The sequence below is a fragment of the Halalkalicoccus sp. NIPERK01 genome (genome assembly GCF_030287405.1).
GTDB lineage: Archaea > Halobacteriota > Halobacteria > Halobacteriales > Halalkalicoccaceae > Halalkalicoccus.
Genome location: NZ_JASVVV010000076.1, coordinates 1 through 231, shown reverse-complemented (window position 1 = coordinate 231; position 231 = coordinate 1). Strand labels below are relative to the sequence as shown.

The following is a 231-nucleotide window of genomic DNA, read 5'->3' as shown; positions in this document are numbered from 1 at the left end:
AGAGCACGCGGCCCGAATTCGCCCAGACGCTCGACGAAACGGCGGCGGACGTCAAAGCTGACATCGGCCTCGATGAAATAATCGCCGCCTTCTACGAGGACCCCAAGGATCCTGAAAAGCTGGTCCTTCTGGTCGGCGGCACCAAGCTCCTTCTCCGGCCGGATGCGGAACTCGACAGCGCCTTCGAAGGGTTCAGCTCGGAGGGAGCTCAGGTGGCCGAGATCACCAACA

At 61.9% G+C, this 231-nt stretch carries 1 protein-coding gene; it reads left to right on the top strand.

Annotation, left to right across the window (positions count from 1 at the left end):
- Positions 1-231 (top strand): hypothetical protein (locus QRT08_RS18600; RefSeq protein WP_286047486.1); only part of this gene is annotated, 231 nt, incomplete at both ends.